The following is a 400-nucleotide window of genomic DNA, read 5'->3' as shown; positions in this document are numbered from 1 at the left end:
ACGTAGCGGACTACGGGGGTATCTAATCCGTATCGCTCCCCACGCTTTCGTCCCTGAGTGTCAGAACTGTTCTAGCAAGCTGCCTTACGCATTTGGTGTTCTTGCCGATATTAACGCATTTTACTACTACACCGGCAATTCCGCTTGCCTCTCCCAGTCTCTAGTCTTATAGTTTCCTCGGCGGTTCTCGAGTTGAGCTCAAGAATTTAACCGAAGACTTACAAAACCACCTGCGGACCCTTTACGCCCAGTAAATCCGGATAACGCTCGAGGTCTCTGTATTTACCGCGGCGGCTGACACACGTAGCGGACTACGGGGGTATCTAATCCGTATCGCTCCCCACGCTTTCGTCCCTGAGTGTCAGAACTGTTCTAGCAAGCTGCCTTACGCATTTGGTGT

The 400-nt window shown here is 51.5% G+C and carries 1 rRNA gene; it reads right to left on the bottom strand.

Annotated elements, in window-relative coordinates:
* Positions 1 to 400, bottom strand: a 16S ribosomal RNA gene (locus G5S52_RS23660); the annotation flags it as partial.

Source organism: Grimontia sedimenti (genome assembly GCF_011045095.1).
Classification (GTDB): Bacteria; Pseudomonadota; Gammaproteobacteria; order Enterobacterales; family Vibrionaceae; genus Enterovibrio; species Enterovibrio sedimenti.
The sequence above is the reverse complement of the archived record's forward strand: the minus strand, read 5'-3'. Positions and strand labels throughout refer to the sequence as shown.